Origin of the sequence: Avibacterium endocarditidis, from assembly GCF_965138825.1 — a bacterium.
In the GTDB taxonomy this organism is placed as follows: Bacteria; Pseudomonadota; Gammaproteobacteria; order Enterobacterales; family Pasteurellaceae; genus Avibacterium; species Avibacterium endocarditidis.
The window spans coordinates 82,318-107,965 of sequence record NZ_CBCSDH010000006.1; the positions used below are offsets into that span (position 1 = coordinate 82,318).

The 25,648-nt window shown below is 41.5% G+C and carries 25 protein-coding genes; 1 reads left to right on the plus strand and 24 read right to left on the minus strand.

Going from position 1 to position 25,648, the window contains the following annotated elements:
• Positions 1-7: 7 nt before the first annotated feature.
• From ACNAV8_RS04940 to pyrH, 23 genes are all read right to left on the minus strand, one after another.
• A complete protein-coding gene (locus ACNAV8_RS04940) occupies positions 8-1,060 on the minus strand; it encodes a RodZ domain-containing protein (RefSeq protein ID WP_415777311.1) in 1,053 nt (350 codons plus the stop codon).
• Between the two features lie 228 nt (positions 1,061-1,288).
• Positions 1,289-1,840, minus strand: coding sequence for a type IV pilus biogenesis/stability protein PilW (pilW, locus tag ACNAV8_RS04945; protein ID WP_415777312.1), 552 nt, complete (start codon positions 1,838-1,840; stop codon positions 1,289-1,291).
• A gap of 30 nt (positions 1,841-1,870) precedes the next feature.
• Entirely contained in the window at positions 1,871-3,040 is a 1,170-nt protein-coding gene (rlmN, locus tag ACNAV8_RS04950) for a dual-specificity RNA methyltransferase RlmN (RefSeq protein ID WP_115249936.1), read from the minus strand.
• Between the two features lie 370 nt (positions 3,041-3,410).
• Positions 3,411-4,463: an AI-2E family transporter gene (locus ACNAV8_RS04955; protein ID WP_415777313.1), complete on the minus strand. Its 1,053-nt coding sequence runs from the start codon at positions 4,461-4,463 to the stop codon at positions 3,411-3,413.
• On the minus strand, positions 4,463-4,801 hold the full coding sequence (gene glnB, locus ACNAV8_RS04960) for a nitrogen regulatory protein P-II (protein WP_103854008.1): 339 nt from the start codon (positions 4,799-4,801) through the stop codon (positions 4,463-4,465). The genes ACNAV8_RS04955 and glnB overlap by 1 nt, the downstream gene beginning before the upstream one ends.
• A gap of 19 nt (positions 4,802-4,820) precedes the next feature.
• A complete protein-coding gene (gene mog / locus ACNAV8_RS04965) occupies positions 4,821-5,405 on the minus strand; it encodes a molybdopterin adenylyltransferase (RefSeq protein ID WP_415777314.1) in 585 nt (194 codons plus the stop codon).
• Positions 5,406-5,423: 18 nt separating this feature from the next.
• Positions 5,424-6,353, minus strand: coding sequence for a phosphatidate cytidylyltransferase (locus ACNAV8_RS04970; RefSeq protein ID WP_415777315.1), 930 nt, complete (start codon positions 6,351-6,353; stop codon positions 5,424-5,426).
• A gap of 1 nt (position 6,354) precedes the next feature.
• Positions 6,355-6,984, minus strand: coding sequence for a lysophospholipid acyltransferase family protein (locus tag ACNAV8_RS04975; RefSeq protein WP_411606798.1), 630 nt, complete (start codon positions 6,982-6,984; stop codon positions 6,355-6,357).
• The gene (locus ACNAV8_RS04980) at positions 6,974-7,693 is read right to left on the minus strand and encodes a CDP-alcohol phosphatidyltransferase family protein (protein WP_103854809.1); all 720 of its coding nucleotides are present in this window, start codon (positions 7,691-7,693) and stop codon (positions 6,974-6,976) included. The genes ACNAV8_RS04975 and ACNAV8_RS04980 overlap by 11 nt, the downstream gene beginning before the upstream one ends.
• Before the next feature lie 9 nt (positions 7,694-7,702).
• The gene (locus tag ACNAV8_RS04985; RefSeq protein ID WP_103854810.1) at positions 7,703-9,550 is read right to left on the minus strand and encodes an SLC13 family permease; all 1,848 of its coding nucleotides are present in this window, start codon (positions 9,548-9,550) and stop codon (positions 7,703-7,705) included.
• Between the two features lie 461 nt (positions 9,551-10,011).
• Complete coding sequence (rnhB, locus tag ACNAV8_RS04990) at positions 10,012-10,602, minus strand: ribonuclease HII (RefSeq protein WP_103854811.1); 591 nt, start codon at positions 10,600-10,602, stop codon at positions 10,012-10,014.
• The gene (gene lpxB, locus ACNAV8_RS04995; protein ID WP_415777316.1) at positions 10,599-11,774 is read right to left on the minus strand and encodes a lipid-A-disaccharide synthase; all 1,176 of its coding nucleotides are present in this window, start codon (positions 11,772-11,774) and stop codon (positions 10,599-10,601) included. Before lpxB ends, rnhB begins: the two co-directional genes overlap by 4 nt.
• A 107-nt stretch (positions 11,775-11,881) precedes the next feature.
• Entirely contained in the window at positions 11,882-12,670 is a 789-nt protein-coding gene (lpxA, locus tag ACNAV8_RS05000; RefSeq protein WP_330934233.1) for an acyl-ACP--UDP-N-acetylglucosamine O-acyltransferase, read from the minus strand.
• Positions 12,671-12,698: 28 nt separating this feature from the next.
• Entirely contained in the window at positions 12,699-13,148 is a 450-nt protein-coding gene (gene fabZ / locus ACNAV8_RS05005) for a 3-hydroxyacyl-ACP dehydratase FabZ (protein WP_017807062.1), read from the minus strand.
• A 113-nt stretch (positions 13,149-13,261) separates the two neighbouring features.
• A complete protein-coding gene (gene lpxD / locus ACNAV8_RS05010; RefSeq protein WP_415777317.1) occupies positions 13,262-14,293 on the minus strand; it encodes a UDP-3-O-(3-hydroxymyristoyl)glucosamine N-acyltransferase in 1,032 nt (343 codons plus the stop codon).
• Positions 14,293-14,877: an OmpH/Skp family outer membrane protein gene (locus ACNAV8_RS05015; protein WP_103853997.1), complete on the minus strand. Its 585-nt coding sequence runs from the start codon at positions 14,875-14,877 to the stop codon at positions 14,293-14,295. Before ACNAV8_RS05015 ends, lpxD begins: the two co-directional genes overlap by 1 nt.
• 111 nt (positions 14,878-14,988) lie before the next feature.
• Positions 14,989-17,361 (minus strand): outer membrane protein assembly factor BamA, encoded by a 2,373-nt coding sequence (gene bamA, locus ACNAV8_RS05020; protein ID WP_103855092.1) that lies wholly within the window; start codon positions 17,359-17,361, stop codon positions 14,989-14,991.
• A 29-nt stretch (positions 17,362-17,390) separates the two neighbouring features.
• Complete coding sequence (gene rseP, locus ACNAV8_RS05025) at positions 17,391-18,722, minus strand: sigma E protease regulator RseP (RefSeq protein WP_103855091.1); 1,332 nt, start codon at positions 18,720-18,722, stop codon at positions 17,391-17,393.
• 12 nt (positions 18,723-18,734) lie between these two features.
• The gene (locus tag ACNAV8_RS05030) at positions 18,735-19,598 is read right to left on the minus strand and encodes a phosphatidate cytidylyltransferase (protein ID WP_415777318.1); all 864 of its coding nucleotides are present in this window, start codon (positions 19,596-19,598) and stop codon (positions 18,735-18,737) included.
• Between the two features lie 3 nt (positions 19,599-19,601).
• On the minus strand, positions 19,602-20,330 hold the full coding sequence (gene uppS, locus ACNAV8_RS05035; protein WP_415777319.1) for a polyprenyl diphosphate synthase: 729 nt from the start codon (positions 20,328-20,330) through the stop codon (positions 19,602-19,604).
• Positions 20,331-20,474: 144 nt separating this feature from the next.
• Positions 20,475-21,674 carry a 1-deoxy-D-xylulose-5-phosphate reductoisomerase gene (ispC, locus tag ACNAV8_RS05040; protein ID WP_415777320.1) on the minus strand — a complete coding sequence of 400 codons (1,200 nt, stop codon included), beginning with the start codon at positions 21,672-21,674 and terminating at the stop codon, positions 20,475-20,477.
• A 126-nt stretch (positions 21,675-21,800) separates the two neighbouring features.
• On the minus strand, positions 21,801-22,358 hold the full coding sequence (frr, locus tag ACNAV8_RS05045) for a ribosome recycling factor (protein ID WP_330934225.1): 558 nt from the start codon (positions 22,356-22,358) through the stop codon (positions 21,801-21,803).
• A 30-nt stretch (positions 22,359-22,388) separates the two neighbouring features.
• Positions 22,389-23,105 (minus strand): UMP kinase, encoded by a 717-nt coding sequence (pyrH, locus tag ACNAV8_RS05050; RefSeq protein ID WP_103855736.1) that lies wholly within the window; start codon positions 23,103-23,105, stop codon positions 22,389-22,391.
• Positions 23,106-23,250: 145 nt separating this feature from the next.
• Here pyrH and ACNAV8_RS05055 point away from each other — a divergent pair, with 145 nt between their 5' ends.
• On the plus strand, positions 23,251-24,843 hold the full coding sequence (locus ACNAV8_RS05055) for a phosphoethanolamine transferase (RefSeq protein WP_415777321.1): 1,593 nt from the start codon (positions 23,251-23,253) through the stop codon (positions 24,841-24,843).
• On the opposite strand, the gene lpxH is transcribed toward ACNAV8_RS05055, so the two are convergent.
• Entirely contained in the window at positions 24,773-25,543 is a 771-nt protein-coding gene (lpxH, locus tag ACNAV8_RS05060; protein ID WP_415777322.1) for a UDP-2,3-diacylglucosamine diphosphatase, read from the minus strand. The two genes, ACNAV8_RS05055 and lpxH, sit on opposite strands and share 71 nt — an antisense overlap.
• Positions 25,544-25,648 lie beyond the last annotated feature (105 nt).

The following is a 25,648-nucleotide window of genomic DNA, read 5'->3' on the forward strand; positions in this document are numbered from 1 at the left end:
TCTTTGCTTATTGCAATTTGAATTTAGCGACACGGCCATCAACTTTAAGCGGATAAGCCTCACCTTTATAGGTAATTTTTACGCTACCCGGTGCGCCAATAGTCAAATCATAAGTAGTTTGTTGGTTAAAATTAAGTACTTCACCTTGTTTATAAAGTTTTTCCGCTAACACTTTACGATTTGCATCACGTACACGAACCCAGCAGCTCGCACCAGTAATTTCAATACGCAGTACACTATTCATTGCTGGCGTAGAAATTTCAGAATTTTCCACCGCACTTTCCATTGTACTGAGATTTTCACCCGCATTAATTTTATTCATCTCTGATTGTAATAGCTGTGCTGAAGTTTCAGATTGCGCCGCTTGACGATCAGTATTTTCAACATTCACTGATTGAGCTGCTGCCATCTGCGGCTGCGCATTTTCTACACTCGTTTTTGCACTTGTGTTATTTTCTTCCACTGGCGTAATTTGTTCTACCGCAACAGGTTGAGAAAGTGCGGTAGGATTTTGTGCTGTTTTTTCTACTTCGATCGGCTTAGGTGTAGGCACAATCAGGTTTTCTTGTGAAGTTGAATTATTTTGCGTGTGCTGTGTTTCCACATAGTTTTGCACTAAATCATCACGTTCTGCATTGGATTTTTGATAGTTTTCCCACCACCAAAGTGCCGTTACAGCTAATAACGCAATAACCACAACCGCCGATACCCAACCGATCCAACGGTTATGTGAAGAATATTCATTCACAGCTTGAGTCGCGCGCACGCCACGAGTTAAATCATTTTTCGTTGTTTCCTCAAGGGAATTTACTACGGACGTCCAAAGACTTTCTGGTAAACGCAAATATTTTGCGTAATTGCGGATATAGCCTTTGATGTAAGTTGCTGAAATAGAGCTATGAGTAAACTCATTATTTTCCAAACGTTCTAAAATTGAAGGACGTAAATTAAGCTGTTTAGAAACATCCTCTAACGATAAATTTAATGCTTCTCGCGCTTGGCGAAAATGTTCGCCTAAACTTTGTTGAATGGTTTCTTGGTTCTCATTTGAGGTTGCCATAAGGAATTCTCTTAAAATTTAATTGTAGGATTTCACTCAGCGCGACACATTAACAAAATGCGAAAATCAAGGCACTCAGCGTTAAAATTCAAAAGGTAAAGTTTAAAGTTGTCATTCCTGTTTTGCAACCATTAATCAATGAATTTCTTACGAATTAAGAAAGAAAATCGGGTGATGCAAATCGGTAATGAAAAATGGCTTTAATTTTCCCAAAAACCTAAGAGAAATTTATTGTTGACCCACAATTGAAGGCAGCAATTTGGCACGGGCTGGTACTGCTTTTTCTAGCAATTCCCGATACTGTTGATAAAGTGCGGTATTTTTTTCTGCTAAAGCGCAAAGGGCGAGATTTTCGTAAGTATCCGTTTGTTGATAATAATTGGGTGAATTTAAGGCTTGTTGAAATTGCTGATAGGCTTGTGTAAAACGGCCTTGTTTGCATAAAAACACGGCGTAATTATTGAACACGTTACCTTGTTTATCATCTAATTTTAACGCGGTTAAATAGGCGTTTTCTGCACGCCCATTATCGCCTTGTAATTGATAAAAATAAGCCAATGCAGAATGCACTAAATAATAATTAGGCGCATAAGCCAACGCTTTATCCAAATTTTGTTTGGCTAAACTAAGCTCTCGCTGTTCTAAATAGCCAATGCCCAGCTCCACTCTGGCTTTCGCGGCTTGTTGCTTGTCAAAATCTTCTTTGCTTGTTTGTGGTGAAGCGCAAGCGCAAAGCAAGAGAGAAAAAAGCATAACTAGATAACATTGATGCATTTTCATTTTTCTCTCTCCTTTGTTAATAATTTCTACTTATTGCACTTGCACTGCATTAATTGGGCTGCCAAAACGCTTTTTCTGTGCGGTGCGTTTCGTGCGGTCAATCACATCACCGGCTAACTGTCCGCAGGCGGCATCAATATCATCACCACGAGTTTTACGCACAATCACCGTAAAGCCATACTCCATCAGCGTTTTCTGGAAGCGATCAATACGCGTATTAGAACTTTTTGCATAAGGCGCTTCAGGGAACGGATTCCAAGGGATCAAATTGATCTTGCAAGGTGTATTTTTCAGCACCTCCGCTAACTGATGCGCGTGTTCTACGCTATCATTAACGTGATCCAACATCACATATTCAATGGTTACTTTACCGTGATTAGCGTTGGACACCGATAAATAACGATTAACAGAATCAATCAAGGTTTTGATGTTATATTTTTTATTAAGTGGTACGATTTCATCACGCAATTCATCATTTGGTGCGTGTAAAGAAATCGCCAATGCCACGTCAATCATTTCGCTCAATTTATCCAACGCAGGCACAACCCCTGAAGTGGAAAGGGTAACACGGCGCTTCGATAAACCATAAGCAAAATCATCAAGCATAATTTCCATAGCTGGCACAACATTTGCCACGTTAAGCAAAGGCTCGCCCATTCCCATCATCACCACATTCGTGATAGGACGCACACCCGTTACACCAAAATTACCAATGATTTTTGACGCTCGCCACACTTGTCCGATAATTTCTGATACGGTTAAATTGCGGTTAAACCCTTGTTGCGCGGTGGAACAAAAAGTACAAGCTAGCGCACAGCCCACTTGGGAAGACACACAAAGAGTTGCACGATCGGCTTCAGGAATATACACGGTTTCCACCTGCTGATCGCCCACCTGCATTGCCCATTTGATTGTGCCGTCCGCAGAGCGCTGCTCCACCGCCACTTCTGGCGCTTTAATTTCCGCTACGGCTTTTAATTTTTCGCGTAACTTCTTGTTAATATTGGTCATATTGTCAAAATTGTCTTCACCAAAATGGTAAATCCATTTGACTAATTGATCCGCACGAAACGGTTTTTCCCCTAATTCTTGAAAAAATTCACGCATTTGCTGACGTGTTAAATTCATTAAATTGATTTTTTTCTTAGGTTCTGCTGAAGGCTGGCAGCCTTCTTGTTGAGTTGTATTCTGTTCTAACATAAAGCCTCGTTATTACACATTACGGCATTGATATAGCTAAACTTTTTCGCTTTTTCAGGCTAAGTTTACCCGCTATAAATTAAGAAAGTTTCTACCGCTTAAAAAATGAGTTGCGATTGTACAGAGTTCTATTTGATTAATCTAGCAATTTCAGCCTAACCTGAACGCTATTTTAGCCAAAAGAAAAATAAAAGAAAAACCACCGCACTTTCTTTGCGATAGCGATCGCAAAAATTTTAGAGAAAACAATAAAATCTCAAAAACAAAGTGCGGTGGGATTTTTGGGAATTTTTTACTGATAATTAGCGAACATAAAACAGCACAATAAATAGGCGAACGCAATATTCGCCTATTTATTTTTCGTTTTACATTAATCTTGCTCTTTAGCCAGTTGAGTTTCACCCAGCAACGCAGCATATTTCACCGTATCTGGACTGGCTTCGAGGGCGATTTTTAGCACCATTGTGAGGGGGACGGAAAGGAACATTCCGACTGAGCCGAGTAGCCAGCCCCAGAATAAAAGGGAGAGAAACACCACAAGAGTGGAAAGTCCAAGAGTTTTCCCCATCATTTTAGGTTCTAGTACGTTGCCGATGATCATATTTAGGCTAATAACGCCAATAGTAACGCCTATGCCAGTGAAAAAGCCATTAAGCAATAAGGCTTGCACGATAATGGGAATGGCGGCGATAATTGAGCCGATATTCGGGACATAATTGAGTAGAAAACTGAGCGTTGCCCATAAAATGGCATATTGCACGCCAAAAATTTTCAGCAAAATAAATACGCCTAAACCAGTTAAAAAACTGGTGAAGGTTTTCACGCCAAGATAATCCATTACACCTTTGAGAATGCGATCAATGTAGCCTTCATATTGCGCCACTTGGTTCGGCTTGCTGAACGCCACGGCAAATTTATGTTTGGCGGTGGGCGCTTCTAATAGCATAAATAAAACCACTAAAAACAGCACAAAGACGTTAGTTACCACGCCAGAGAAACTAAGTAAAAATCCGCTGGCGAAATTCATTATCATTGCGGGATCAAAATGATCCATAATTTGTTGTCGTAAATCAGCAACGGGCAAATGCAAGCCCTGCGTGATTATCGCGAGATCATTAAGGCGCTGTGAAAGCAATAAGCGATATTGCGGGATCGATTGGCTGAACTCTCGCGCAGTGCTGTTGATAAGGCTGACAAGAAAGAAAAACACCGTCAAAATCATCAAAAACAGTAAAGTAAGCGCCAACCAATGCGGCACTTTGCGTGCCGTCATAAACTTCACAACAGGCGAGCAAATAATGGCGATAAACAGGGAAAGTAAAAATGGCACGACAATTTCCCCTGCCAATTTCACGCCAGCCAGAATTATCACTAAGGCAGACAACGCCATTAATAACTGGCTGATCGGCAAACGCTTATCCATTACACCGCTTCCTCGTTTTCTTCGCCTGTGCGGATACGGATCACACGTTCAACATCATAGACAAAAATTTTGCCATCGCCAATTTTGCCTGTTTGTGCGGTTTCCATAATGGCTTGAATACATTGCTCTGCAAGCTCATCAGGGATCACAATTTCCATTTTGACTTTTGGTAGAAAATCCACCATATATTCTGCGCCACGATACAGCTCTGTATGCCCTTTTTGGCGTCCAAAACCACGCACTTCGGTTACGGTCATTCCTGTGATCCCAATATCAGATAAGGTTTCACGCACATCATCAAGTTTAAACGGTTTAATAATTGCTTCAATTTTTTTCATTTTGATTTTCTCACAGGAATTAGCTTTCACGTCTGGCAGATTTTGGCCTAAAGCTGGCGATAACTTCTGGTTTGGTATCAATATAAATACCGTCAATCAGCTGTAAACAATAAGGCACGGCAGAAAAAATGCCCTTAACGAGTACATTGCCTTGCTCATCTTTCACGCCCTCTAAGGTTTCTTTAATGGCCTTTGGCTGCCCCGGTAAGTTTAAAATTAGGCTATTTTTGCGGATAACCCCTACTTGACGCGATAAAATCGCCGTTGGCACAAAATGCAAACTCACTTGACGCATTTGTTCACCAAAGCCCGGCATTTCTCGGTCTGCCACAGCCAAGGTGGCATCAGGGGTAACATCACGCTTGGCTGGCCCTGTTCCCCCCGTGGTTAGCACCAAATGGCAATGATGCACGTCCACTAATTCGCATAGGGTTTGCTCAATAATGGGCTGTTCATCGGGGATTAAACGGCTTTCCACTGCAAAAGGATCAACCAAGGCTTGCTCCAGCCATTTTTGTAATTCGGGAATGCCTTGATCTTGATACACGCCTTGAGAGGCACGATCCGATACAGAAACTAAGCCAATTTTTAAAAGTGCGGTCATTTTTTCCTCTGTTTTTTATTAAATCCAATAATATCTCACAATATGGAAGAAAATCGGTGCGGCAAAGCATAGGCTATCCATACGATCTAACATTCCACCGTGTCCACTTATCATATTGCCCCAATCTTTCACGCCCATACTGCGTTTCATTGCTGGCATCACCAGACCACCTAAAAAGCCCATTAAACAAATAACCAAGCTAATTAAGGTAGCTTGCACGGCACTAAACGGCGTTAGCCAAGAAAGCAATCCACCCAATGCTGAAGCGCTCAATACTCCACCGACAAAACCCTCTACGGTTTTGGACGGGGATAAGGTTGGTGCAATTTTATGTTTACCGAATAATTTTCCCCATACATATTGCAACACATCGCTCGCTTGCACAATCAAGATCAAAAAGATCATTAATAATAAACTTTTGCCTTCAAATCCTGCAATATTTAGGGTGAGAATGGCAGGAATATGCGAAATGCAGAACACAGAAATCATCACCGCCCATTGCACTTTGCTTGAACGATCTAAAAAATGTGCCGTGTCGCCTAGTAACGCGGATAAAATCGGTAAAAATAGGAACGCATAAACAGGAATAAAAATACTGAACATACTAAACCAATCCACCGCGACAAAGTAATATTGCAAAGGCAAAATGAAATAAAAGCAGGCTACTAAAGCAAGATGATCGCCACGGCGAATTTCAATCAGCGATAAAAATTCCCGTAACGCCATAAAAGAAACGATAAAAAATAAGCCCAATACGCCATAAAAACCGAGATAAGCGGCGGCGAAGATAATTAAAATCATCACCCACCACGCATTAATGCGTGCGTTTAGGTTGTCTATCACCGAATGGGGCGTGGAAAAACCTACTTTCCATTTCAGCGCATAACCAATGCCCGATGCCAATAGCAAGGTGCAAATTAACCCCCAAAATAAATTCCACATTTCCATTTTATGCTCCTTGATGTTTCGGGTTAAGGCTAAGCAAGGCCTGCTCTGCTTGCGCTAGAAATTGCGTTTTATCTTCTTGCGGCTGCCAATGAATCGGCTCGCCCAAATATAGATCACACAGCAAAGGAATTGGCAGAATAAAGCCTTTCGGCAATAAATTATGGGTATTGCTGATCCAAACTGGCACAAGATCCACATTGGGATTGGCTTTGGCTAAATAATATAAACCACTTTTAAAAGGCTGAAGGGCAAGATCATCATTGGTTTTTCTTGTGCCTTCGGGAAAAATAATCAACGAATTTTCTTGCAGCGCTTGGCTAATTTGTTCTGTTACGGCTTTAGGATCATTGCCGCCGCGCTCGATCAACAGCATATTAAACACCTTCTCCGCAAGGAAACGGCGAATTTTGCCTTTCGTCCAATAATCCGCACCAGCCACAGGACGGGTTTTCTTGCGCACTTCATAAGGCAAAGACACCCAGAATAAAATAAAATCTCCGTGGCTGTTGTGATTGGCGTAATAAAGCCTTGGCTTATCTGCCGAAAGCAGGGCGATATTCTTTGCAGGACGAACACCTGTAATAAAAGAGGTAAAACGACATAAAAGAAAATCAACCAGTTTAGCGAGCATTTTCATTCTCCTCTGATTTTTGTTGCGTAGCATTTTCTGCGGAAAATTGCACCGCACTTTCATTGTCTGTGCGGTTTTCTGCGTGATTTTCAACATTCTGATCTAAAGCCTTGCTTTCCACCAACCCTGACTTCACGCGTTTCACGCAAGTTAAAATTAACAACGCGACGACAAGCCAAGCGAGCGCGTAAAACCACGTTGGTAAAATCGGCATAAAGGTATAAATCAATCCTAATAAGCCAAATAAAAAGGCACGATCACTTTTTCCCAAAGGCCCGTCATAACGGCGTGTTTGCCCTTGCACTTGCCCTAACACACCACAAAATTCTGTTAAGGCGGCGAGCCAAATAATCAGCCCGATAACAAGGGGATCAAAAGGGGCGATAAAAGCAAAAGGCAGATACAACGCCGCATCAGAAACCACATCGGTAATTTCATTAAGATAACCGCCTAAACGCGATTTTTGCTGAAATTCTCGCGCTAACATTCCGTCAATGGCATTGAGTGCCATTCGCACAAAAAGCCAAATAGGAATTAAAATAAACAGCCAATGCACAGCAGAAAGTGCGGTCAAAAATAAGCCTAAAATGACTGAAATCCCACAAGCGGCAAGTGTAACTTGGTTCGCCGTAACGCCTTTGCGTTCTAACTTCACCACCGTTGGACGCAGTAAATTTTGAAACTTCGGTTTTAAATCGTAAATGCTCATTATTTATCCTTATTTAAACGGAAATAATACTGGAACAAGAAACACCGTTGCCAACATAACTAGCAAAGTAAAAGGTACACCAATTTTAACAAAATCACCAAATTTATAATTCCCTGCGCCCAGCACCATTGTGTTTACGGGCGAAGAAATCGGGGTCATAAAGGCGGCAGAGGAAGCGATCGCCACCGTCATTGCGAAAGGCAAGGGGGAAAGCTGTAAATGCTGCGCCATTGTGATGGCTATCGGCGCCATTAAAATCGCAGTGGCGGTGTTAGAAATAAACAGACCAATCACCGCAGTCAGGGTAAACAAGCTGATTAAAATCCAATGTTTACCCATTCCCCCTACGGTGTTAATCATAAATTCTACGATTAAATTAATCCCGCCTGTTTTTTGTAGTGCGGTGGAAAATGGCATCATTCCCACAATTAAAATCAAGCTCGACCAGTGGATAGAGGCATAAGCACTTTTGGCATCTACACAGCGGAATTTGGCTAACATTAAACAGGCGATGAGTGCGGCAACCACATTCGGCACAACGCCTGTTACCATTAATGCCACCATCGTTACAATGGATAAAATGGCATAAGGCGCTTGGCTTTGCGCAGGGGCGGCGCGTTCAATTTCCGCAGGATAATCGAGTACGAAAAAGGCTTTTGTTTTATTACGCATTGCTTGGATCAATTTCCACGATCCCACCACCAGCAGCAAATCGCCGATCTTTAATGGCAGCTCAATCAAACTGCCTGTCAAAATCTCATTATTGCGTTTAATTCCCACCACATTTAAACCAAAACGTGAACGAAAACCAATTTCTGCTACCGTCTTGCCGAGATAATCCCCTTCAGGAATTGGCGTGATTTCCACCATTCCCATAAACTTGGCTTGTTGTTCAAAGTGGTAAGGGCGCAACTCTGTTGGCTCAAGCTGATGTTGTTGGCAAAATTCATTAATATCTAGCTCAGGATCAGCACAATCAATCAGCAAAATATCTTTTTCACGAATTTCGATTTTCCCTAAGGAATCCGCTAGAAATCTTGGACGAAAACGCTTCCAACGCTCAATCGCCAGCACGTTCAAGGCATAATTAGATCGCAGATGCAAGGCTTCTAAGGGCTGCCCGATAAAATCCGATCCTGCTCGCACTACAAAACGTTTGGTGCGTGCTTGCAATTGATAATCTTCAATCAGATCTTGAATGGAATGACGATTCACGCTCTCGCTTTCTTCATTTTCCGCTTGCCCCAACCAGCGGCGAGCCACCAACATATACACAATACCAAGCAACAAAATCACAATGCCAATAGGCGTGAAAGAAAAGAAATCAAAACGCTGCTTGGTGAGATGGATTAATTCTGCGTTAATCACCAAATTTGGGGCGGTGGCGATTAAGGTCATCATACCGCTGATTAACCCAGCCATACTCAATGGCATCATCAGGCGTCTTGGCGAAATGTCCATTTGGCGACAAATCACCAATACCACAGGGATAAAAATCGCCACAATCCCCACGGAACTCATAAAGGATCCCAACCCTGCTACCGCTAACATCACTAAAATCAACACACGGGTTTCGCTATTTTTCGCTGCTTTCATCAGCCATTCACTCACTTGATAGGCTACGCCAGTGCGCACCAAGGCTTCCCCGACAATAAACAGCAAGGCAATCAAAATAATATTCGGATCACTAAATCCGGCAAAAACTTCCTGCACGCTCAAAATGCCACTCACACAAAAAGCAAGCATTACCAATAGGGCGATAACGTCCATTCGGATTTTGTTGTGGATAAACAAGAGTACAGCGATGGCAAGAAAAATCACAACGCTAACAAGGGGCATATTGGTGATTGTGGGCATTAGGGTCTCCGTGGTTAAGGTTTTGGTCGTTTTGTTTATTATTTGGTTGATTACGGTTTTCTTTGTTGATATAACGGGTTTCGCTCGTTGAGCGACTTACTTTCTTTTGCGTTCCCAAAAGGAACGTAAGCAAAGAAAATATTCCCCTACTATCGCTAAATTTCTTTTACTTCCATACGGCGTTGTTTTGCCTTGCCGTACTAGCGTACTGTCTGCGGCAAAACGCCTTGTCTGGAAGTAAGAAATTTTGCGAGCATTGCTTTTCCTCATTACAATAAAATTTTCTTTACGAAAAGTAAGCCCATACTCGCTACGCTGCGTTCAGGCGTTACTTTTCTAAAAATTCTTTCTTCATTCGGGCAATTTGGACGGGAAAAACTTGTCTAGTTGCCCTTATAAATAGTTTAAAAATAGAAGTGCGGTGCGATTTTTCTAAATTTTTTGGAAAAAATGACCGCACTTTATTCTGTAATCAGTTTTTTTACTGGGGAAAAACTTCGGCGGTGTTGGGGTAAGGGGCCGTGTTCTGCCAGTTTTTCTAAATGTAATTTTGTTGGGTAGCCTTTGTGTTGGGCGAAGGCGTATTGGGGATAGCGTTTATCCAGTTCTTCCATTTCTAAATCGCGGGCGACTTTGGCAAGAATGGAGGCGGCGCTGATTTCTGCCACTAGGTTGTCCCCTTTCACCACCGCTTGGGCGGGCATTGGCAATGGGGGGATGCGGTTGCCGTCCACTAGCACAAAGTGCGGTGTGATTTTAAGCTGATTGACTGCGCGTTGCATCGCTAGCATTGTAGCGTGCAAAATATTGAGTTCGTCAATTTCTTCGGGTTCAGCGCGCCCTAGCGCCCAAGTTTTGGCTTTTTGTTTAATTTCTTCGGCTAAGGCAAGGCGTTTTTTGTGCGAGAGCTTTTTGCTGTCGGTTAAGCCTTCAATGGGATTGTTCGGATCTAAAATCACTGCGGCGGTTACCACTGCGCCCACTAAAGGCCCGCGTCCTACTTCATCAACGCCTGCGACCAGTTCATAATCAGGATAGACAAATTCGCTCATTGTTTTTCCCCTTGCAATAATTCAATCACCGCTTCGGCGGCTTGTTTGTCCGCATCGCATTGGATCATTTTATGCAGATCAATAAAGTGTTGCACTAAACTATGGCGATTTTGCACCGCACTTTCTTCTGTAGAAAAATAAGGGGCGAGCTTTTCTACTAATTTTTCTGCGGTGCAATCTTGCTGGATCATTTCTGGCACGAGCATTTCATTCGCCAGTAAATTCGGTAATGAAATATAAGGGGTTTTCACCAAGCGTTTGGCTAGGAAATAAGTGAATGGCTTCATTTTGTAGCCCACGACCATTGGCGATTTGCATAGCATACATTCTAATGCTGCTGTGCCTGAAGCCAGCAAGGTGGCTTGAGCGGCGATCATTGCGGAGCGTGCTTGGCCATCAAGCAAGATCATTTCTAAATCAGGAGCAATCTTCGCTTTGATTTGTTCAAATTGTTGGCGGCGTTTTTCATTCACCAAAGGCACGAGAAATTGCACATCTGGATACTGTTCCTTCAGCAATAATGCAGTTTGCAAGAAAGGTTCGGCAAGGAATTCCACTTCTGAGCCACGGCTGCCAACCAGCATCGCTAAATAGCGTTGTCGTGGATCAATATTAAGCATTTGACAAGCGGCAAGGCGATCAGGTTTTAACGGAATGGCGTCTGCCATTGTGTGTCCGATAAAACGGCAAGGCACGTTGAAACGATCGTAAAAGGCTTTTTCAAAAGGTAAAAATGCGAGAACAAGGTTGGTGGTGCGTGCAATTTTGTGAATGCGATTTTGTCGCCACGCCCACACCGATGGGCTGACGTAATGAATGGTTTTGATGCCTTGTTGTTTGAGTTTAAGTTCAATGTCAAGATTGAAATCGGGTGCATCGATGCCGATAAATACATCGGGCTTTTCTTGCAACATTTTGTCGATAACTTGGCGACGAATTTTCAGCAAGCGGGGCAAATGTTTTACCACTTCTGCTAAGCCCATTACGGCAATTTCTTCCATATCCACCAAGGTTTCGCAACCTTCCGCCAACATTTGTTTACCAGCAATGCCGATAAAACGAGCGTTAGGATAACGGATTTTCAGGCTGCGCATTAGCCCTGCGCCTAAAATATCCCCAGAAACTTCACCTGCGACAATACCGATTGTTGGAAATGCTTTTGCTTGTTCCATAAACAAATTTCTCATAAAAAACAACCGCACTTTATATTGCGAGCGTTAAGCAATAAGCAAAGTGCGGTGAAAATTTTTAACTTTTTTATACGCGGTTGTTCATTGAATTAGCGAATAATGCCACGTTTTGAACGCTTGAAGAAATCAAGGAAAAAGCTAATCGCACTTTCCGTTTTCGCATAATGCTCAATTTCTGGCATCACTTCTTCTAAGGTTTTTCCGCTGCGATAAATCAATTTGTACACATTACGAATGGCGTGCAATGTTGGCTTATCAAAACCGCGACGTTTTAAGCCTTCAATGTTTACACCGAATGGTTGTGCGTGGTTGCCTTGCGCCATTACATAAGGCGGAACATCTTGGCTGACCATTGAACCACCGCCAAGCATAACGTGTGCGCCCACAATAACAAATTGGTGAATGGCCGACATTCCGCCCACAATCACGAAATCATCTAGCTCAACGTGTCCTGCCAGAGTAGCGTTATTGGCAAGAATACAGCGATTTTTGATTTTACAATCGTGCGCAATATGGGCGTTGATCATAAATAAATTATCATCACCCACGCGCGTTACGCCACCACCTTGCACCGTGCCACGGTGAATCGTTACACTTTCACGAATACGGTTACGGTTGCCAATAATGGTTTTCGTTGGCTCATTTTGGTACTTCAGATCTTGGTTTTTCTCACCAATACTGGCGAATTGGAAAATTTCATTGTCTTCGCCAATTTTGGTCACGCCATTAACCACGATATGCGAGTGCAACACGGTGCCTTTGCCAATTTCTACATCAGAACCAATAATACAAAACGGGCCAATCACCACGTTTTCGCCAATTTTTGCCCCTTCTTCTACAATGGCTGTAGGGTGAATTTTTGCACTTGAATGGATCATATTGACCTCTTGTTTTTGTAATGAATGTTTATCTACGTGCGCACATTAGTTTCGCTTCGCAAGCCACTTCGCCATTGACTGTTGCGATGCCGGTGAATGCGGTAATACCACGGCGTTCTTTGATGACTTCAACATAAAGCTCCATTTGATCCCCTGGTAATACTGGGCGTTTGAAACGTGCGTCATCAATTCCCGCAAAATAAAATAATTCGCCACCTTGTAATTCGTGAGTTTTAAACGCCAAAATCCCCATTGATTGGGCGAGTGCCTCTAAAATTAACACACCCGGTAAAATCGGTTCACCTGGGAAATGCCCAGTGAAACAAGGCTCATTAACACTGATGTTTTTGATCGCTTTTAACCATTTCCCTTCTTCAAAATCAGTAACACGATCCACTAATAAAAAGGGATAGCGGTGCGGAAGTAAGGTCATAATTTCTTTTGCTTCAATGACTTTTGCGGTTTGTTCTGTTGTCACAATAGTACCTTTTTAATTTGAAAATAATAGAAAATAAAATTGATGCAAATTATACGGTATTTCATCATTTAATACAAAACGCACCACATAAAGTGGCACGTTTGAGAAAGGAATTAAGCATTATTGAGCTTTTTTTCTACTGCTTTTAGACGTTTATTCATTTTGTCAATGTCTAAAGTCAGGGCGGCGGTTTTGCGCCATTCTTTATTTGGCTGCAATGGAATACCAGAAGAATACACGCCTGGTTCAGTGATTGGTCGCATTACCATTCCCATTCCTGTAACGGTAACTTTGTCGGCAATTTCCATATGACCATTGATCACGCTTGCGCCACCGATTAGACAATAACGCCCTACTTTCAGGCTACCTGCCATAATCACGCCGCCAGCGACTGCTGTACCTTTACCGATATGCACGTTATGGGCAATTTGGCAAAGGTTGTCGATGATGACATTATCTTCAATCACCGTTGCGTCTAACGCACCGCGGTCAATACAGGTGCAAGCCCCGATTTCAACGTGATTGCCGATAATCACTGTGCCTGTTTGTGGGATCTTGATCCAACGTCCTTTATCATTGGCATAACCAAAACCATCACTACCAATCACAGCGCCAGATTGGATTAAGCAATGTTCACCAATTTGCACTTGGTGATAAATGTTTACATTTGCCCAAAGCTGAGTATTGGCGCCAATTTTTGCGCCTTTGCCGATGAAACAACCTGCGCCAATAATCACGTTATCGCCAAGTTCAACCTCATCTTCAATCACTGCATTTGCGCCAATAGACACATTTTCGCCTAATTTTGCAGAGGCAGAAATCACCGCACTTGGTGCAATGCCTGCTGCCGCTTTTGGTGTAGAATCCATATATTGCGCTAGCACGGCGTAAGCCACATAAGGATCTTTGACAATAAGCAAGTTGCTTTCAGGCGAACAAAATTCCACATCATTTTCGCTTACCACTAAAATCCCTGCTTGGGATTGTGCAAGTAAATCACGGAATTTAATGTTTGAAATAAAGGTGAGCTGGTTTGACTGTGCTTTGTCGAGCGGGGCGATACTATCAATAAGCACATTGGCGTTACCACGAATGGTAGCGCCAATTTGTTGTGCTAATTCTTTAAGAGAATAAGACTTTTGCATTATTTAGCCTGTGCTGGAGCTGGAATTGCTTTTAATACTTCTTCTGTAATGTTTTTACCATCAGCGGCATAAACTGCAACTTTCTCATCAAGCACTGCGCTGTAATTCTTCGCTTTTGCCACTGTTGTAGTCGCAGTTTGAATGTCAGTTAATAATTTACGCTCAACTTCCATTTCTGCTTTTTGTGTTTCTTCGCGGAATTTAGCAATATTTTCTTGGTGTTCTTGCACTAATTTTTTAAATTCTTCATCACGTTTTTGCGCTAATTTTGCAATTTCATCTTGACGTTTTTTGATGTCAGCTTGACGTAACTTCGGTGCATCTTTATCTAATGCTTTCACTTTACCATCAATTTCTTTCTCAAATGCAGCTTTTTTATCTTGCAATGCTTTATCTGCTGCCTGTAATTTTTCAGATGGTGCTTTGAATTGATCATCTAATTTTTTAAATTCAACTTGACGCGCAGGGTGATGTGCAAATAAATAATCTACATTTACAAATGCAATATTATCTTCAGCCATTGCAACTGATGAACCTAATGCTAACGCTAAAGAAAGTGCGGTTAATTTTACAGCTTTTTTCATTTTTGAGTTTCCTTAAAATAAATCAATTTTTAAATTCAATACCAATGGAAGCAAACTCCCATTAGCTTTCCAAGCCTTCACTTAGACTAAGAAGAATGGAAGAAGTTCCAATTAGAATGTTCCACCGATACTAAATTGGAATTGTTCAATTTCATCGCCTTTATATTTTTTGATTGGTTTGGCATAAGAGAACACCAAAGGCCCAATCGGAGATTGCCATTGGAAAGCAACACCAGCTGATGAGCGAATACGGCTCGGATCACCGTAATCAGGCAAATTCGTGAAGCGTGATTTTCCGTCTGTTTTCCATTTTGTATTCCATACACTTGCTGCATCAACAAAAAGAGAAGTTCTTACTGAACGTTGATTTTTGTCTGCAACAAATGGCGTTGGCACAATTAATTCAGCGCTTGTGGTTACCATCGCATTTCCTCCTACAATATCACCATTTACATAACAATATTTATCAGGGTTTTGACAATCATTACGTTGATAAATTGCTTGTGGTCCAACTGCACCATAAGCAAAACCACGTAAACTTCCTATACCACCTGCACTATAAGTTTGATAGAACGGTAAACGCTTGCCTCCAAAACCATTTGCATAAGCTGCTGAAGCTCTTGCTGAAATAACCCAACTATGATCGCGGTCTAACGGATAGAATCCTTGTACATCTGCTGACAGTTTGTAATATTTATTATCTGAACCCGGAATAGTCACTTTCCCACCAATTGAGGCTCTCATTCCTGAAGTTGGGAAATAACCACGGTTAAGATTATTATAGTTCCAACCCATAGAGAACTCGAAATCGTGGGATTTGAATGTCCAATCACTTACATTCATTGATTCACGATAGATATTACGGTTATATTCAGGACGTACATCTTTTAATTTATTATACACATAGCCTAGCCCAACATAGTATGAGTTATTCTCATTCACTGGGAAGCCTAGCGTTCCATTCACCCCATAAGTCGTACGGCTGTAAGATGCGGAAGTGTCATTTTTCGAGTTATCGTATTTTTCAAAGAATACATTTCCACCAAGGCTCACACCGTCTTTTGTGAAGTAAGGTTCTGTGTAACCTAAATTAACACTGGTACTGTAATCATTACGCGAACCACCGAAACTAATTGACGATCCCATTCCTAAGAAATTATCTTGCTTAATGCTTGCCTGATAACTTAAACCACTTTCTGTACCATAACCAATACCAAAGTTAATGCTACCCGTATTACGTTCTTTCACTTTATAGAGAACATCAAGCTCATCATCAGTATTTGGCACATTTTCGGTGCGAGATTCTACGCTTTCAAAAAATCCTGTTCTTTCCAACCGCACTTTACCTAGCTCAACTAATTGAGAAGATAACCAAGTTCCTTCTTGCTGACGCATTTCTTGACGCAATGTGCTGTCTGCACTTACGTTATTGCCTTCAAAACGAATTTGGCGCACAGAATAACGGCGACCTGCATCAACCACGTAAGTTAAAGCAATCGTATGATTTTGATCATCAAACTCAGGGCTAATATTCACTTGAGGATTGGCATAGCCTTGCTCACCTAAGGTTGTTTTAATTTCATTTTCTACAGCAACAACATCACTACGGCGGAAAGTATCACCCACGCGAATTTGTTTTAATAATGCAGAAAGTTCATCGCCCATTCCTGCAACATTACCCACAATACGCGCGCTTTTAACGGTATATTTTTCACCTTCATTGACATCAATAGAAACTTTTGCTTCAGTTTTTTCATCATTTAATTGCACATCTGTTTTGCTAATTTGCATTTTGGCATAGCCGTGATCAAGGTAAAATTCGCGCAATGTATCTAGATCTTTACCAAATTGTACGGAATCAAATTTATTACCAAAAAGTTTCCACCAAGCATCAGGTTGTAATTCCATTTGCTCTTGTAATTTACTTGAGCTAAAGGCCTTGTTTCCTTCAAAGGTGATCCCTTTTAACAGTGCTACATCATTTTCTTTAATTTGAATTTTTACTTCCGCACGATTATTTGGCAATGGCGTAACAATCGTTTCCACTTTTGCGTTATAGCGACCTACACTGTGATAATGATCAAGTAAACTTTGACGGAAAGCCTCTAATTTATCAAAATTCAATACGTCACCAACGGCAAAGCCATTAGAATCTAAATTATCTTTCAAAGCTTCATTTGGAATTGAACTATTACCGTCAAGAATCACATCGGCAATAATTGGGCGTTGTTGCACAGAAATAACTAGCGTGTTTCCTTCTCGGGCGGCTTTAACCCCTTCATAACCTTGTAAGAACAAGGTTCTTACAACATTGGCAATATCTTTATCTGTTGCTCGTTGCCCAACTCGAACGGGTAAATTCGCAAGAATTTTGCCTTCCGTGCCTGCCTGAACGCCATCGACACGAATATCTTGCACAACAAAAGGGGCAGCCATCACCGTGGTTGAACCCAATAATAAACTTGCGATTAAAAGTTTTTTCATTGTTACTTTTATCCTTGTAAAAGAAAGAGTTATAAACGTAAGAAATCGTTAAACAAAGCAAATGCTGTTAAAGCTAATAAGCATATTGCGCCAATTTTATAAGCGGTATCTTGCACCTTTTGCGAAAGCGTTTTTCCCTTTATCGCCTCAGCGGCAAGAAAAATTAAATGTCCGCCGTCTAACACAGGTAACGGGAACAAATTCATAATACCTAAATTTACACTAATTAATGCCATAAAACTTAAATAATAAACAAAACCAATTCCCGAGGAAATCCCTGCGCCCTTGGCAATAGAAATCGGTCCACTTAAATTATTTAAAGAAAGATCACCGGTAAATAATTTACCAATGACTTTTACCGTCAGTAGCATTAAATCCTTGGTTTTTTCTACGCCTTTCTGTAAAGCCTCAAAAACACCATATTTTAATTCCGTGCGATATTTTTCATCAAGGGGCTGAACCGTTGGCGATACGCCAACAAACCATTTACCTTTTTCATTTAACACTGGCGTTAAGGTTTTATATAAGGTTTCCCCTGCTCGTTCAATTCTCAATGTAAAAGGCTGCCCTTTTTGCACATCTTGAATAAAATCTTGCCAATTCATTGGCTCGCCAGTATTGGTATAAAATTTATCCCCCACCTGCAAACCTGCTTTTTGTGCAGGGGAATCTTCCGCCACTTTAGACAAGGTCATTTCAACTTTAGTTCGCACTGGAATCATACCCAACGCGCCAAAAGCACTTTCTTTTTCAGGATCGAATCGCCAATTGGCTAAATCTAAAGTGCGTTGCTGTTTTACATCTGAACCAAAAGGCGAAAGGGTGATTTCTACATTAGGATTGCCCATTTTGGTGGCAAGCACCATATTGATGGTTTCCCAATCTGGGGTTGCTGTGCCATCAATGGCGATAATTTGTGAATCAGGTTGAATTTGCGCTTGGGCTGCAATGGACGCTGGTCGAACCTCTGCGATCACAGGTTTCACGCTAGGAATCCCAATGGAATACACCAGCCAATAGGCCAATATAGCAAAAATAAAATTCGCCATCGGGCCTGCTGCAATCACAAAAGCACGTTGTGCCACAGATTTATTATTGAACGCTTGAGATTTCAACGCTTCTGGTACAGCTTCGTTACGCTCATCAAGCATTTTCACATAGCCGCCTAACGGAATCAGTGAGATAGAAAACTCGGTGCCTTTTTTGTCAAAGAACGACCACAGCACTTTGCCGAAACCGATAGAAAAACGTTCAACTTTTACACCGCACTTTCTGGCAGCCCAAAAATGTCCGTATTCGTGTACAAAAACCAGCACACAAATGGCTATCAAAAATGAACCTAACGACCACAAAAAGGACATATTCGTTTTTTCCTACAACACATAAAAATAGAAATACGCAAAGAATGGCACGGCGGCGGTAAGACTATCGATGCGATCTAAAATCCCACCGTGTCCTGGGATCAAATTACTGCTGTCTTTAATCCCACTTTCGCGCTTAAACATACTTTCCGTTAAATCGCCCAGTACAGAAATTGCCACCGTGGCAACAGATAAGGCGATAAAAGGCACGGTTGGTACATTGAATAAATCTTGTGGAGCGACTTGCATAAAAATCCCTGCTAGCACGCCAGCGGTAACCAGCCCACCGAACACACCTTGCCACGTTTTCCCTGGGGAAACTTTTGGCGCAAGTTTATGTTTTCCGAATTTGCGGCCAGCAAAATAAGCACCTGAATCCGCTGCCCATACCAAAATAAACACATAAAAGAGCAACATTAAGCCGTGATAAGGGTTGGCAACATAACCGTCTAAGCGCAAACGCAACACGCCTACAATAAAAGGCACAAGGGTTACAATAGCGAAAACGCCTTGCAAAATCACCGATTTTGCCCATAATTTGACAGAATTTGGATAGCTCACCACAAAGCCAAGCGCCACAATCCACCAAATTACTGCGCTTAATAAAATAGGCTCAGCATAATGTTCAAATACGCGGCCCGCATTGAGATAATTGGCTTCGCTTAAAATCCACAAAAAAAGCACCGCACCTGCTAAGCCTGCTACTACAACACGCCAAAATTTATTTTTGACTTGAGCGAATTGTGTCCATTCCCAAATTCCTAAGGTCGCCACTGCGCCCAAGGCTAAGGCAAAATAAAAAGGAGAAAATAAAAATAACGCTGCACAGACAATGGCAATTAAAATAATTGCGGAAATAACACGTTGTTTAAGCACAATTTAGTCCTCTTGTTCTGCTCCACCAAAACGGCGATTTCGTTGTTGATAAGCTAAGATAGCTTGATTAAATTCTTGTTCGTTAAAATCTGGCCATAGCACATCAGAAAAATAAAATTCTGCATAGGCAATTTGCCACAGTAAAAAATTACTTACACGCTGTTCACCGCTGGTGCGAATTAATAAATCCACCATTGGCTGATCTTGAGTAACCAAATGTTGTTGAAAACGTTCTGTTGTGATCTCATCAAGTGCTAACTTTTCCGCTTTAACAAGGCTTGCAAGCTGTTTTGCTGCCTGCACAATATCCCAGTCTCCACCATAATTAGCTGCAATGTTTAAAGTAAGTGCGGTGTTATTTTCGGTTAATTTTTCTGCTTTTTCGATTTTTTGTTGTAATTTTTCGCTAAAACGGGATGTATCCCCAATAATGTTTAGGCGGATATTATTTTTATGCAATTTTTTCACTTCTAAATCCAGTGCTTGCATAAAAAGTGTCATTAATGCACTGACTTCTGTTTCAGGACGCGTCCAATTTTCACTGCTGAAGGCATAAAGCGTCAGCACCTTGACACCAATTTTTCGTGCATAGGAAACCGCTTGACGCACTGCCGCCACGCCATTTTTATGCCCGAAAATACGCATTTTTCCTTGTTGTTTCGCCCAACGGCCATTGCCATCCATAATAATGGCAACGTGTTGGGGAATATTGTTAAAGTCAATCTCTGTCATTCATCAAGGATTTTCTAGTTACAAAATTAATGGCTGAATATATCATAATATGCTATTACTTACTATGAAAACGCACAGAATTATGGATAAAAAATCAAGGCGAACTTTCGCCCGCCTTGATTTATTTGTAACGAAAACAAAATGTTATTTTGCTTGAATGATTTGCCACGCTAAAGCGCGTGCTTTTTTATCCACGTCTAACACATCATCAATAGATTGAATCTGTTGTGGGCTGATTTTTTCTACCACTTGCGTATTCACTTTAGCAATATCGGTAAATTTAATTTGACGATTTAAAAAAGCTTCAACAGAAATTTCATTCGCCGCATTCATTGCCGTTGTGGCATATTGCCCCGCGGCAAAGGCATCAATGGCCAATTTTAAGCAAGGATAACGCTGATAATCAGGCGCTAAAAAAGTCAGCCCATTGAGCTGATAAAAATCTAATGGGGCAACACCGGCAAAGGTTCGTTGCGGATAAGCCATTGTTTCCGCAATTGGTGTGCGCATATCTGGATTGCCCATTTGTGCAATCACCGAGCCATCAATATAACGCACCATAGAATGAATGATCGATTGCGGATGAATGATCACTTCCATTTCATCTGCACTGGCATTGAATAACCAACGGGCTTCAATATATTCCAAGCCTTTATTCATCATTGTGGCGGAATCCACTGAGATTTTTTTGCCCATTGACCAATTAGGGTGTGCAACAGCTTGCTCTGGTGTGATCTGGTCAAATTCTGAAAGATCCGTATAACGGAAAGGGCCGCCCGATCCCGTGAGTACAATTTTGCTGATGCCTAATTCTTGCAACGGACAAAAACCAATTTTTTCTTGCGCTTGCGGTGGCAAAGATTGGAAAATCGCATTATGTTCACTGTCCACAGGCAGTAACTGAGCGTGATTTTTCTTCACTTCATCAATAAAAAGCTGCCCGCAGGTAACCAAACTTTCTTTATTAGCCAACAACACTCGCTTGCCTGCTTGCACTGCTGAAAGGGTGGGTAACAAACCTGCTGCGCCAACAATGGCAGCCATCACTTGATCCGCTTCAGGGTGAGCCGCCAACTGGCAAATGGCTTTTTGCCCGCTTAGTACTTGGGTTCTTAGACCAAGTGCGGTCAATTTTTCTGTTAAATTTTTTGCTGCACTTTCGTCATCTAAGGCAGCAAAAGTCGGCTGAAATTTAACGCATTGCTCCACCATTAATTGCACGTTACGTCCGCCCACTAAGGCAAACGCTTGATATTTTTCAGGGTTGTGTTCTATCACAGAAAGGGTGCTAGTGCCGATGGAGCCTGTCGAACCAAGAATGACGAGTTTTTGTTGTTTTTGCATAAATTTTTGACCGCACTTTAAAAGGGTTAAGGTTGCTAAAATTGTCGTGAATATACTCAAAAGCCAGTAATTCAGCAAGAAAAAATAGGGCGAACCCTTGGCTCGCCCTTTATTTCATTAGAATGATTAGAAATCTAATAATTCTTTCTCTTTATCCGCTAACACTTCGTCCACTTTTTTCACATAAAGATCAGTGATTTTTTGGATTTCGTCTTGTGCTTTGCGCTCTTCATCTTCGCTGATTTCTTTTTCTTTCAACAACGCTTTGATTTGATCGTTCGCATCACGGCGCACATTACGCACTGCCACTTTGCCTTGCTCGGCTTCGCCTTTCACGATCTTGATAAGATCACGACGACGCTCTTCTGTTAATGGTGGAAGTGGTACACGAATGGTTGTGCCAGCTGATGATGGGTTTAAGCCTAAATCAGAGGTTAAAATGGCTTTTTCCACCGCACCGATTAAGCTACGATCAAACACGGTTACTGCCAAAGTACGCGCATCTTCAGCCACTACGTTGGCTAATTGGCGCAATGGGGTTAATGCGCCATAGTATTCCACTTGAATACCGTCCAGTAAGCTTGGCTGCGCGCGCCCTGTTCTTACTTTGGCAATATGATGCTTGAATGTTTCAAGGCTTTTTTCCATACGCAACTGCGCATCTTGTTTAATTTCGTTAATCACAAATATTCCTTTTTATTTAAGTTTAATCAATTAGTTACAAATTAGCGTGCCTTCACGCTCACCTAAAACCACTTTGCGTAATGCACCAGGTTTGCTCATATTGAACACACGAATTGGCATTCCGTGATCGCGTGCTAAAGTAAAGGCGGCTAAGTCCATTACTTGCAATTCTTTGTCAATCACATCGGCATAAGTGAGTTTTTCATACAATACTGCATCTGGATTTTTAGCAGGATCGCAATCATACACACCGTCCACTTTTGTGGCTTTAAGCACAACATCAGCTTCAATTTCAATCCCACGCAAGCACGCTGCTGAATCGGTGGTAAAGAATGGGCTACCTGTTCCCGCAGAGAAAATCACCACGCGCCCTTCACGCAACATTTTGATTGCTTCAGACCAGTTATAGGTATCGCAAATACCGTTTAACTGGAAAGCGGACATTAATTTTGCATTTACATCTGCGCGGTGTAAGGCATCACGCATTGCCAAACCGTTCATTACGGTGGCAAGCATACCCATATGATCGCCTACCACGCGGTTCATTCCCGCCTTAGCCAGTTTTGCGCCACGGAATAAATTTCCGCCACCTAACACAACCCCGACTTCTACGCCCATTTCTAGTAATTCTTTAATTTCGAGCGCCATTCTGTCTAAAATTGAAGGATCAATTCCAAAACCTTCATCACCTTGTAAAGCTTCACCGCTTAATTTAAGCAGGATTCTTTTATATACGGGTTTGCTCATTTTTTCCTCACAAAAGTTGGGTACAAAATTCTGCATATTATAGAGCAACATCTTTGCAGTGAAAATAGTTCAAAGCAAAAATCGCATAGAACCAATGAAAAAAATTCAGTAAAATGAAGCGAACTAAAAAATAAGGAACAATGTTGTGGCAGAAAAGAACAAAAAAGGAACATTTCATCTTTCATCATTGCTAGTAAGTGCGGTGTGTTTTGCGCTACTTTATATTATCAGCCTGTTGGCACTACAGGGTTCGGGCTATTTTGCGCAACCTAGTTGGCAGCAGATCAGCCTTTTTATGTCTTTCATTATTATTTTTTCTAGCTCGAAAAAACTCTTTTATTTCATTGCATTACCTATTTTATTTATCTATGCGTGTTATGCGCCCATTGGGGTAAATTTTGGCGCGCCGTCTTATCAATATATCGCCTCTGTTTTCGCCACAGATTTACAAGAAGGCAAAGAATTTTTCGCTCAAATCCCCCTGCTTGATTATGGTTATCCCCCTGTAATTCTTGGCGGTGCGCTGCTTTATCGCAGGTTAAGTCAAAAATTCCACTTGGCTTTTTATAAAAATAAGGGGCTATTGGCGCTCATTTTTGTTAATGCACTTTGGGGCAATATTCCCTTTCAACCGCTGCAAGAAAGCTATTTAGCAGGGGAAAAAGTGATCGAAGAATTACGCTTACTCAACCGCTTTGATGTGCCGAGTGAATGGGGCGAAAGCCAACTGGATAGCCGTTCCCATTATGATGATTACATTTTAGTTATCGGCGAAAGCGCGAGAAAAGATTATCACCACGCTTACGGCTACCCTGTTGCCAACACGCCTTTTCTTTCCACGGCTAAAGGCACGTTAATTGACGGCCTAACCGCAGGCGGCACAAACACCATCGCTTCGCTTAAATTAATGCTTACCAAGCCTAACAAGCAAACTTGGGAAGGGAATTATCGCTTAAATTTCATTGACTTAATTAAATCCGCAGGAATCAAAACCTATTGGCTTTCCAATCAGGGTTATTTAGGGCAATACGACACGCCAATTTCTGCCATTGCCAATAAAAGCGATGAAAAAATCTTTTTACGCGCGGGCGATTCCATTAGTAATGATGTGAGCGATTTCAACTTATTAAACCGATTTGATCAACTGATTCAAGCCCCAGCCACAGGCAAGCGTTTTATTGTGGTGCATTTATATGGCTCGCACCCGTTGGTTTGCGAACGCGTTACCGATTACAAGAAAATTTTCGATGAAAATCAAATTGCTAAAAAATATCAGGACGTGAATTGCTACATCAGTTCGATCAAAAAAACCGATGAAGTGCTGAGTAAAATTTATCAGGCTCTGGTCAAAAATCAGCAAAAAAACCACCGCACTTTTTCGATGATTTATTTTTCTGATCACGGCTTAGCTCATCAAATTAGCGATAACTATATCGCTATTCACAATAGCAGCGGAAAAAGTAAACGCCATTACGATATTCCGTTGTTTAAAATTTCCAGTGATGATCAGCAGCGTCACGAGAAAAAGGTATCAAAATCAGGCTTGAATTTCACAGAAGGCTTGGCGAATTGGATTGGCATTCGTAACGCTAACATTGACCCCAATGCGGATCTTTTCGATGATACGCCACAGCCAGATTACGATTTGCAAGAAAAAATTGAAAAAATCACCGCACCTGATGATCCAGCGGTGGTGATTCCAAATCATCACTCACTGATTTCTGTAACGAGTGATTAATAAATCGCATTCCCTGCGGCGAGACTTCTAGCACAGAAGAGGTTTCGCCCCAATCGCCCAATACAATTCGTTCAAAGTGCGGTGGGATTTTATGCAAGTTTTGCCGATGCGTATGTCCGTGGATCAGCTGTGGTACGTTAAATTTTTGCATTATTTGCCGCACGAAATCCGCATTCACGTCCATAATTTGATTGGATTTATATTGCTTATCCTGTTTGCTTTTAGCGCGAATTTTTTCGGCAATTTTTAACCGCACTTTTAAAGGCAAATGTAAAAAAAGCCATTGGCGCCATTTTTGATGCACTTTTTTACGATAACGTTGATAAGCCACATCATCAATGCAAAGGGTGTCGCCGTGGCAAAGCAAGGTAGGCGTGCCGTATAAATCAATCACTTGATAAGTTGGCAGCAGCGTTAAACCGCAAGATTGGGCAAATTTTTTGCCGATAAGAAAATCGCGATTGCCGTGCATAAAATAGCATTTCACGCCTTTTTCCGTTAAGTGGCGAATTTGCTGTTTCACCAAATCGATCAAAGGGGAATGCTCATCATCACCAATCCAAAAATCAAAAAGATCGCCTAAAATATACAAACTTTCCGCATCTTTGGCTTGATTTTGCATAAAATCCACAAAAAGTGCGGTTAAATCTGGGCGATTTTCGCTTAAATGTAAATCTGCAATAAAATAGGTCTTTGCCATTGTTGAATATCTTTGAGAAGAAGGAAATTGCTTGATAGCCTAGCATTTTTTTAGCGGATTGATACAAATATTTGCGGATTTTCGCTATACTTGTGCAAATTTTTT